The sequence below is a fragment of the Archangium sp. genome (assembly GCF_036388035.1).
Taxonomy (GTDB): domain Bacteria; phylum Myxococcota; class Myxococcia; order Myxococcales; family Myxococcaceae; genus Archangium.
This window is the reverse complement of the sequence record NZ_DASVSO010000696.1, coordinates 1-10,628: the sequence shown is the minus strand read 5'-3', so window position 1 is coordinate 10,628 and position 10,628 is coordinate 1. Positions and strand designations below refer to the sequence as shown.

Below are 10,628 nucleotides of genomic sequence, written 5' to 3'. Positions count from 1 at the left end.
CGTCCCATCGCTCGCCCACAGCCTGAAGCCTCCACTCCAGGCGGAGAAGAGGAGCTTCCCGCCCGCCTGCCCCAGCAGCTGGATGTCGCTGCCCGTCGGGCCAGGGTTGATGTCCTTGACGAGCCAGGTCCCCGCGGGCGTCCCATCACTGCGCCACAGCTCCACCCCGGCCTCGGCCGTCCTCGCGGGGAAGAACACCACGCCCCCCACGACCTCGTGGCTGCTCCACAAAGCCGCGAAGCCGTCGCGCAGCAGGCTCGTCCCCGCCGCCGTCCCGTCGCTCTTCCACAGCGCGTCGGAGCCCGCGCCGGACACGGAGAAGAGGACCGTCCCGCCCAGGTCCACCAGGTTCCTGGGGGCGCTGTGGCCGTTGTCCGTGTGGATGTCCTCGAGCAGCACCGTGCCCTCGGGCGTCCCATCCGTCTTCCACGGCTCCACGCCCCGCCCGTCGTCGGCGAAGAAGTACAGGGTGTCCCCTGCGGAGGCGGTGTCCCAGGGGGGAGTGCCGTACCAGACCACCGGGCTGTAGGAGTGCAGCTGCGCCGTGTCGCCCGTCTTCGTGTCGTACCGCCAGAGCTGGTAGCCGCCCGAGGAGCGGATCCCGAAGAAGTACAGGCGGGAGCCGGCCCGGACGGGCGTGCTGCGCAGGGAGTCACGCTCTCCCGGCTCGATGTCCGTGACGCGCCAGGTGCCCGCCTCCGTCCCGTCGCTCCTCCACAGCTCGCGCCCGAAGTCCCAGGTCCGCGCGCTGAAGTAGAGCACCCCGTCCACGACATGGAAGCCGTACGGCTCGGACGCGCTCGAGCCCGGGAGGATGTCCTTCACCCTCCGCGTGCCCTCCTCCGTCCCGTCGCTCCGCCACAGCTCCCGGCCCCAGACGCCGTCGTCCGCGATGAAGTAGAGCACGTCCCCCAGGACCGTCAGGTACATGAGAGCCGAGCCCTCGGGGCCGGGCCAGATGTCCTTGACGCGCCGGGTGCCTTCCACCGTTCCATCGGTCTTCCACAGCTCGACCCCGTTCTCGGTGGGGTGCGCGGCGGTGAAGTAGAGCGTCCCGCCCATGACCACCAGCTCCCGGCCGAGAAAGGTGCTCGCGGCCCCAGGGGTGATGTCCATCACCTGCACGGTGCCCTGGGGCGTCCCGTCGCTCTTCCACAGCTCGAACCCGGTCACCCCGTCGTTCGCGGCGAAGTAGAGCGTCCCCCCCACGTCCTGCATCAACACGGGCGAGGACGAGCCTCCCGGCCAGAGGTCCTTCACCCGCAGGGTGCCCTCGGACGTCCCGTCGCTCTTCCACAGCTCGACGTCACCAGCCCCGTCGACCACCGAGAGGAAGAGCGTCTCGCCGACGACGAGCTGCTCCCACACCTGGAAACCACCGGCCATGTTCGTGATGCGCCGGGTGCCCTCGGCCGTGCCATCGCTGCGCCAGAGCTGGCGGGTCGTGCCGTCCTCCTCGACCGCGGAGAAGATGATGAGCTCGCCCACCGCCGCGAACCCGCCTGGATGGGAGTCGCGGCCACCGGGCAGGATGTCGCGCACGAGCCGCGTGCCCCCCGTCTCATCGCTCGCCCACAGCTCGCGCCCGTGGAGCGTGTCCCCCGCGTTGAAGAAGACGGTGCCGCCCATCACCGCGAAGCTCCCCGGATCGCTCGGCGGATTCTTGGACGCGGCGGGGCGCAAGTCCCGCACCAGCTCGGGGGCCCCCACGGCGACCGCGCTCCGCTGTTGGCCCAGAAGTGTCGGTGCGTCGGCTCGCGACCCCGAGTCCGTACACCCGCCCATCGCCGCCAGCGCCAGGGCCAGGCAGCCCCATGTTCCTCGAATGCTCTTCATGTCGTGGATGATTCCCGCGCGGTCTGACGCCCCCTTGTGACCTCTCCCCCGAAGCCCGAGCGGACCGCGCGCACGCGGGGCCTTCAGGGGAGAGAGCCGCCCGACCCGCTCTGGAAGCGGGCCGGGCGGGACTTCGACTCGACGACTCAGCTCCGGCGGGCGGAAGGCCGCCGCAGGGCCGCCCAGGCAAGCATCGCCAGCGCGCCCCAGAGGCCCAGCGGAGAGCTGCCCGTCGAGGCGCAGCCCAGGCCGCCGCCCTCATCCGACTTCGCCGCGGGCTTCACGGTGACGTGGAAGGAGCACGAGGCGCCATTGCCCGCCGCGTCCTGGGTGGAGACGCTCACGAGGGTGGAGCCCACCGGGAAGTCGCTGCCCGAGGCGTGGCTGTACGTCACCGCCGGGCTCGTCGTCACGGCGTCACTCGCCGTGGCGGCCGGGTACTCCACCGAGCGACCCGGGGCCTCGCGCGTCTCGACTTCCACGTCCGCCGGGCAGGTGAGGCTCGGGGCCGTGGTGTCGCGCACCGTGACGGAGAAGGCGCACGTGGCCTCGTTGCCCGCCGCGTCCTTCGCCGTGGTGGTGACGCTCGTCGTCCCCAGCGGGAAGGTGCTGCCCGAGGCGTGGCTGTACGTCACCGCCGCGCTGGCCGACACCGCGTCCGTCGCGGTGGCGGCAAACGTCGCCGCCGCCCCCGTGGAGCCCGTGGCCTCGACCGTCATGGACGCCGGGCACGTCACCGCGGGGGCGACGGTGTCCTTCACGGTGATGCGGAAGGAGCAGGTGTTGGCGTTGCCCACCGCGTCCTTCGCCGTCACCGTCACCACCGTCTCGCCCTGCGCGAAGGTGGAGCCAGAGGCGTGGCTGGACGTCACCTCGGGGCTGGCCGTCACGGCATCCTTCACCGTGGCCGCCGCGAAGGAGACCACCGCACCGGAGCCATCCGCGGCCTCGACGGAGAGGTCCGCCGGGCAGGTGAGGACCGGGGCCGTGGCATCGCGCACCGTCACGTCGAAGGAGCACGTGGACGCATTGCCGGCCACATCCTTCGCCGTCACCACCACCTTCGTGGTGCCCAGGCCAAACTCCGAGCCCGAGGCCTGGCTGTACGTCACCGCCGCCGAGGACACCGAGTCCGAGGCCGAGGCCGCCTCGTACATCACGAGCGCACCGGAGGCCGAGGTGGCCTCCGCCACGACGCTCACCGGGCACGTCAGCGAGGGCCGGCCGGAGTCCTTCACGGTGACGTGGAAGGAGCACGAAGCCGTGTTGGCCGCCGCGTCCTTCGCCGTCACCGTCACCTTCGTCCTACCCACGGGGAAGGTGCTGCCCGAGGCCTGGCTGTACGTCACCTCGGGGCTGGCCGTCACGGCGTCGCTCGCCGAGGCGGCCTCGTAGCTCGCGAAGGCACCGTCGGGGCCGCTGGCCTCCACCTCCACGTCCGCTGGGCACGTCACCCGCGGAGCGGTGGCATCGCGCACCGTCACGTCGAAGGAGCACGAGGACTCGTTGCCCGCCGCGTCCTTCGCCGTCACCTTCACGCTCGTCTTCCCCAGCGAGAACGACGAGCCTGAGGCGGAGCTGTACGTCACCGTGGGCGAGGCCGTGACGTCATCGGTCACCTGGGCGTCCGCCCAGGTGGCGGTGGCGCCGGAGGCGGAGGTGGCCTCGACCGTCACCGCCACCGGGCACGTCAGCGTGGGCGGGGTGGAGTCGGGAGGAGGCGGCAGGGTGACGCGCCACAGCTCGTCGCCGTGCGTCCCGTCATTCCCGTTGAAGAACAGGTTGTTGCCGCTGAGCGCGTACCGCTCGACGCCGCTGCTCCTCGCGCCCGGCCCCACGTCACCGAGCCGGTGCGTCCCCTCCTCGGTGCCATCCGACACCCACAGCTCCTGGCCGTACGTCCCGTCCGTGCCGCGGAACAGCACCAGGCCCCGACTCGCGAGCCCCAGCATGGGAATGCCCTCCACGCCGCTCAGGGGGCCCGGGAACACGTCCTTGAGCATCCGTGTCCCCGCCGCCGTCCCGTCACTCGCCCACAGCTCGTGGCCGTATGCCTCGTCGAAGCCCCGGAAGAGGAGCTTCTTGCCCGTGCTCGCCACATAGACGACGCTGCGGCCAAAGCCCCCCGGGGACACCAGCGTGGCACGGGTGGACTTCCCGTCGTACGTCCAGAGCGCGGGGAAGTCACCCCAGAAGTCGGTGGAGAAGAAGAAGAGCCTCCCATCGACGAGCGTCGGCCTGTCCAGCGCCTCGGTGATCACCCCGGGAGCGGAGACCGTCACCTGCTGCGGGGTGGTGCTCCCCGCGTCCAGCTTCCACAGCAGCCTCTTCCCCGTGGTGTCGGTCGCGGGGAAGACGAGCGACCCGTTCACCACCGTGCACGGCCCGGGGGAGGAGCTCGCCGTGCCCGGGCGCATGTCGAGCACCCGCACGGTGCCCTCGAGCGTGCCATCGCTCTTCCACAGCTCGCGCCCGCTCGCGGCCTCCTGCGCGGCGAACCAGACCGCTCCATTCCACACCGTCATCACCGAGATGGTGGACCAGGCGGTGCCCGGATTGATGTCCTTCACCATCCGCGTGCCTTCCGGGGTGCCGTCGGTCACCCACAGCTCGCCCCCGGTCGTGGGCGTCATCGCGGTGAAGAAGAGCTTGCCGTCCAGGACCACCGTGAGCGTCGGGTTGCTGCTCGGCTTGCCGGTGCTGATGTCCTTGACGAGCCAGGTCCCCGCCTCCGTCCCGTCGCTCCGCCACAGCTCCGAGCCGAACTCGGCCGTGGTGGCCTCGAAGTACATCACGCCGCCCATGCTCACCATCTTCATGGTGGAGGAGGTGGTGATGGACTGGAACCCGCCCTTCACCCGCTCGGTGCCCGCCGTCGTCCCGTCGCTCTTCCACAGCTCCACGCCGCCGCTCGGGCCCCTGGCCGAGAACAGGAGCGTGCCGCCCAGGTCCGTCAGGCTCTTGGGCTGGCTGCCGGAGCCCGTGCCGCTCCCCTCGACATCCTTGAGCAGCACGGTGCCCTCCGGCGTGCCGTCCGTCTTCCACGGCTCGAGCCCCAGGCCCACCGCGTCCGCCGCGAAGACGAGCGTGCCCCCGGAGGAGGCGGACTGGACCTTCCCATACCAGCTCGCCGGCATTTTGTAGGAGCGCAGCAACGACGTCGCGTCCGACTTCACGTCATACCGCCGCAGCTCGAGCTGCCCGCTGGTGGAGCCGGCCGCGAAGAAGTACATGCCGGAGTTGGCCACGACGAGCTCGCTCAGCACCGAATCCGCCGAGCCGGGCTGGAGGTCCGTGAGGCGCACGGTGCCCTCGCGCGTGCCATCGCTCTTCCACAGCTCGCGCCCGGTCTCCCCGTCATTCGCGGTGAAGTAGAGCACGCCCCCCACGTCGCGCAGGGCGAGCAGCTCGCCGGAGTCCCAACCGGGAAGGATGTCCTTCACGACCCCGGTGCCCTCGGGCGTGCCATCGCTCTTCCACAGCTCGTGCCCGGCCTCCCAGTCCTGCGCGACGAAGTAGAACGTCTCCCCCACTCGGGTCAGCTGATGGGGGAAGGAGGGCTCCATGCGCAGGGCGTTCTGGACGAGGACGGTCCCCGACTCCGTTCCGTCGCTCTTCCACAGCTTGCCGTTCGCGATGAAATAGAGCGTCTTGCCCACCACCACCATCGGGGAGTCGGTACTGAACTCGGAACCCGAGGTCCCCGGGTTGAGGTCCTTGACGAGCTGGGTCCCCTCCTGCGTCCCGTCGCTCTTCCACAGCTCGCGCCCGGTCCCCATGCCCTCCCCGATGAAGAAGAGCGTCCCGTCCACGTCGCGAATCTGCTGGGGGAACATGGGGCCACCCGCGGCGGCATCGGCCACCCGCACGGTGCCCTCGCGCCTGCCGTCGCTCTTCCACAGTTCCAGGCCGCTCATCGGGGAGGGAAGACCCGCGGCCAGGTAGAGCGTCCCGTCGATGACCACCATCTCGGTCACTTCGTAGAAGTCCAACGATTCCGGGCCGAAGGGCTGGGTCCCCGCCGCCGTCCCGTCGCTCCGCCACAACCGCTGGGACACGTCATCGCGCGCGATGAAGTAGAGGTACCCCTTGTACTGCGTGAGCACCGTCGGCTCCGCGCTCATGGACGCGGGAGCGATATCCAGCACGAGCCGCGTCCCCGCCGCCGTCCCGTCGCTCGCCCACAGCTCGCGCCCGTGGAGCGCGTCGGTGGCGGTGAAATAGAGCGTGTCCCCGACCCACAGGAAGTCCCGCGGCTCACTGGCGGCCGTGGGCCCTGGCACGGCGGGGGCCGGCAGGATGTCCTTCACCAGCTCGGCCGTCCCGAGGGAGAGGGCGTCACCGCGCCGCCCCAGGTGCGCCTCGGGGGCCTTGTCGGCCTCCGGGCTCGAGTCCGTACAACCCCCCACTGCCGCCAGCGCCAGGGCCAGCCAGCCCGCGGTTCCTCGAAAGCTTCTCATGTCTGGATGCGTTCCCACGCCAGACGGCCACACCCCTCGTGGGCGCACGTCGCACGGGTCCTTCGGGCCGGAAACGTGGTGGAGGAAGGTTAGGCTGTCAACGTTCCCTCGCCCGAGGTACGAGCGAGCCATGCATCCAGTAAAAACTCTGTCACCCCGGGCCCGTCCGGGCGCTTGATTCGCGAATCAACCTTGTTAGGGTTGCAGGGTTACAGCATTGCCGCAGCGCGGCATCCGGCCCCGGCCGCGCGGGCCAACGCGAGGTTCACCGAACCGCCATGAGTCCCATCATCACAGGCCTGCTGCTCGTCATCGGCCTCTCCATCTTCGCCATCACCATGAGCGGACGCATCGGCGTCCTGCTGGGCATGAAGAAGGAGAACCGGCTCGACAACATCCCCCAGCGTGTCTCGGCGCTCGTGCGCTTTGGCCTGGGGCAGAAGCGCATGGTGGATCCGGAGGAGTTCACGCCGGGCCTCATGCACGTGCTCATCTACGCGGCGTTCATGGTGCTGGCGCTGCGCACCATCATGATGTTCGTGATGGGTTTCTCCGAGACGGCCCTGGTGCTGCTCACGGACCTGACGGACCCGTTCTGGGCGGCCCACCCGCTGCTGCTCAACGTCTACCGGGTGTACCTGCTGGCCAAGGACGTGGTGGCGGCGGGCGCGCTGCTGGGGGCCGCCTACTTCGTGTACGTGCGCGCCAGCGTGAAGCCGGACCGCATGAGCCCCTCGTGGGAGGCCTACCTCATCCTCGGCTTCATCTCCGGCCTGATGATCACCGAGTTCATGTTCGGCGGCAGCCACATGGTGCCGCGCGAGCAGTCGATGCCGGCGGCCACGGGCAACTTCGTGTGGTGGGAGCCGATCACCGGCGTGGTGGGCATGGCCATGCGGCCGCTGGGCTGGACGGCGGCCCACGTGCTGGGCGTGGCGGGCTTCTGGATCCACCTGGGCATCGTCCTGGCGTTCCTCAACTTCCTGCCCTGGGGCAAGCACTTCCACGTCATTACCGGCCTGCCCAACGTCTTCTTCCTGCGCCTGGGGCAGAGCCAGCGCAACACGCAGAGCGCGAAGCTGCCCACGCCCAACCTGGAGAAGGAGGAGTTCGGCGCCGCGACGTTCAAGGACCTCACCTGGAAGCAGGGCCTGGACCTGTACTCCTGCACCGAGTGCGGTCGCTGCCAGACGCACTGCCCCACGTACATCACCGGCAAGCCGCTCACCCACAAGGGCGTCAACCAGGACCTGAAGCACTGGGCCTGGGAGAACCAGATGTGGATTGAGGAGGGCCGGGGCCCCTCGGGCACCACCGAGCCGCTGCCCGAGCTCATCGGCAGCGCGCTGAAGGCGGAGACGGTGTGGGCGTGCACGAGCTGCGGCTGGTGCGAGACGGCCTGCCCGGTGTTCATCGAGAACGTGCCGCGCCTCATCGACATGCGCCGCTACCAGGTGCAGGTGAAGGCGGAGTTCCCGTCGGAGATCCAGCGCGTGTTCGAGGGCATGGAGCGCCAGGGCAACCCCTGGGGCCTGGGCCAGGACAAGCGCGACGAGTGGGCGCAGGACCTGGCGCTGCCCACCTGGGGTGATGGGGGCGGCCCGTACGAGTACCTCTTCTTCGTGGGCTGCGCGGGCAGCTACGACGACAAGCAGAAGAAGGTGAGCCGCGCGCTGGTGAAGATTTTGCGCGAGGCCGGCGTGAGCTTCGCCACGCTCTCCAAGCAGGAGATGTGCAACGGAGACTCGGCGCGCCGCATGGGCAACGAGTACCTGTACCAGACGCTGGCCAAGACGAACGTGGAGTCGTGGAACAGCATGGGCGTGAAGGCGGTCATCACCCAGTGCCCGCACTGCTTCAACACCATCAAGAACGAGTACCCGGAGTTCGGCGGCGAGTACCGCGTCATCAACCACACGCAGCTCATCAATGACCTGCTCAAGGAGAAGCGCATCAAGCTCTCCCAGGTGATGAACCAGAAGCTGACGTACCACGACCCGTGCTACCTGGGCCGGCACAACGGGGTGTACGACGCGCCCCGCGAGGTGCTGAAGGCGATTCCGGGGCTCGAGGTGGTGGAGATGCAGCGCAGCAAGCGCGAGGGCTTCTGCTGCGGCGCGGGTGGCGGGCGGATGTGGATGGAGGAGCACATCGGCACGCGCATCAACCACAACCGGCTCAACGAGGCGGCACTGACGCTCCAGCACGCCGAGGACCCGAGCACGCCCTTCCCGTCGGCCACGGACAAGCAGAAGCCGGGCATGGTGGGCGACTACAAGGAGCCGGGAGGCAAGGGCGTGGTGGCGGTGGCCTGCCCGTTCTGCTCGACGATGCTCAACGACGCGGTGAACGACACGGGCCGCGAGGAGCGCATCAAGGTGAAGGACATCACCGAGCTGGTGGCGGACGCCATGGAAGTGAAGAAGGGCGCCGGCACGGTGGCCCCGAGCACCACGGTGAACGCCAAGCCCGAGTAGTCCGCCTCACCCGAGGCTCAGTCGTCCCCGGAGGCCCGGAGACCCGCTAGCGGGTCCCCGGGCCTTCGTTCAACTACAAGCTGCCGCCGTAGGCGGGCTCCATGGCCTTGGGCACGATGAGGCTGCCCGAGCCGCGCACCGCCGTGGCGTTGATGCGGTAGATGTTGTCACCGCCGCCGGCATCGGAGAGGTAGCTCAGCTCCGTGGCGCCGCGCCAGCTCGGATAGGTGTCCTCCGCCCCGGCCTGCGTCACCTGCGTGAAGTTGGAGATGATCTGGCCGACATCTCCCACGAAGACGCGCGTGCCGCCGCTGCTGGTGCGCGCATCGAAGGCCACCTTGCTCCCGTCCGGCGACACCGTGATGCGAGACACCACGGAGATCGCCGTGTTGCCCAGGGAGAAGGAGCGCGTCGTCGCGGTGCCGCTCATCATGTTCACCTCGATGAGGGTGTTGAAGTTGCCGTTGCTGGAGCTGGCGGCCGCCGAGAGCACGCTCAGCCCATCCGGCATGAAGGAGGCTGGACCGTAGACGGAGGCGGTGTTGGTGAGGAACGTGAAGCCGCTGGCGTCCGTGTTCACCCGCGCCAGCCGCCCGGAGCCGCTCCCACCGACCACGGTGAAGACGATCGTCCTGCCGTCCGGGCTGAAGGTGGGGTAGCGGAAGTCGCGGCAGTCGGTGCAGCCGGTGCTCGTGTTGGCCACCAGCGTGGAGGGCGTCCCCTGGCCGGTGGTGGGGACCACGCGCAGCTCGGCGGTGGAGCCCGACTTGAACACGAAGGCCACCAGGCCGTTGCGCGACACCGTGGGGTGGTAGGCCCCCCCCTGGGTCGTGAGCTGCAGCGGGGAGTTCGGATCCCCGTTGTCGTCCACCGCGTACACGTTGCGGTCGCTGTTGCTGTCGCCGCGGATGAAGACGTAGCCACGGCTGAAGGCCGTGCCGCCCGTGCCGCCACCGCCAAGGTCCAGGTCATCAAGGGGCTCGCAGGCCGCAAGGCCCACCGCCACCACCGCGCACCCCAGAATGCTCCACAACGCCTTCATAGACTCGTGCTCCTGTGTCCGGCCCGAAAGAGGGCGCCCCATTTCCGGGGTCACCGCGCATGGAGACGTCCATGCGGGCGCGGCATTCAAGCACGAGTGCGGCTCGCCTACCGGTTCAGCTTGTTCAGCTCATTCCGGCAGTTGTTGCAGAGGGTTAGCTGCTTGCGGTCGCAGTCCTGCGGCGCCTGGGCGAAGAACATCACGCACCGGGCATCCTCGCAGTAGGACAGCCCCAGCAGGTGCCCCGCCTGGTGGACGGCCTCCACCTGGAAGCGGCGCCGGAGCTGCTCGCCGTCGACGCCCTGGCGCAGCCGGGCCACGCTCATCACCGCGCTCTTCGACTCCCGGTCGGCCTCGCCCAGCACGAAGGCCGAGTCCGGCACGAAGAGGTCCACGTCGGTGATGCCCACCACCAGCGACTGCCCCGGCTCCAGCAGCGTCACCAGCCGGCGCATGATGGCGTTGCAGTGGTACTGGCCCCGGTCCTTGTTGAAGGCGTAGGTGGGGGTGGGCAGGGCCACCTTGCTCACCACCGCGGCCAGGCCGAGCTGAAACGAAATGGCGTCCACCGCTTCTCGGATGAGCACGGGCGGCGGGCTACCCACGGAGACCAGCAGGAGCACCTTCTGGGGCTGCGGCATGGGCCCACCGTCCTTGAGCATCACGGGAGCAGCGCAGGAGCTCGCGCCACCCAGGGAAAGAAGAAGGGTGGCTGGGGCGCAAGGATTCGAACCTTGATAATCAGATTCAAAGTCTGACGTCCTGCCATTAGACGACGCCCCAGCAAGTACGCACGGTTACGACCTGATGGGA

General features: G+C 69.4%; 5 protein-coding genes and 1 tRNA gene. 1 reads left to right on the top strand and 5 read right to left on the bottom strand.

Going from position 1 to position 10,628, the window contains the following annotated elements:
• Positions 1-1,836 (bottom strand): ELWxxDGT repeat protein (locus tag VF697_RS28575; RefSeq protein WP_331099900.1); only part of this gene is annotated, 1,836 nt, incomplete at its 3' end.
• 146 nt (positions 1,837-1,982) lie between these two features.
• A complete protein-coding gene (locus VF697_RS28570) occupies positions 1,983-6,296 on the bottom strand; it encodes an ELWxxDGT repeat protein (RefSeq protein WP_331099899.1) in 4,314 nt (1,437 codons plus the stop codon).
• 278 nt (positions 6,297-6,574) lie between these two features.
• On the opposite strand from VF697_RS28570, the gene VF697_RS28565 reads away from it, so the two are divergent.
• A complete protein-coding gene (locus tag VF697_RS28565; RefSeq protein WP_331099898.1) occupies positions 6,575-8,773 on the top strand; it encodes a (Fe-S)-binding protein in 2,199 nt (732 codons plus the stop codon).
• Between the two features lie 73 nt (positions 8,774-8,846).
• Here the strand turns inward: VF697_RS28565 and VF697_RS28560 are convergent, their stop codons facing one another.
• The 3 genes from VF697_RS28560 to VF697_RS28550 form a co-directional block, all read right to left on the bottom strand.
• Complete coding sequence (locus VF697_RS28560) at positions 8,847-9,815, bottom strand: hypothetical protein (RefSeq protein WP_331099897.1); 969 nt, start codon at positions 9,813-9,815, stop codon at positions 8,847-8,849.
• Between the two features lie 107 nt (positions 9,816-9,922).
• Complete coding sequence (locus tag VF697_RS28555) at positions 9,923-10,456, bottom strand: non-proteolytic archaemetzincin-like protein (protein WP_331099896.1); 534 nt, start codon at positions 10,454-10,456, stop codon at positions 9,923-9,925.
• Positions 10,457-10,524: 68 nt separating this feature from the next.
• Positions 10,525-10,598 (bottom strand) — tRNA-Gln (locus VF697_RS28550).
• Between the last annotated feature and the right edge of the window lie 30 nt (positions 10,599-10,628).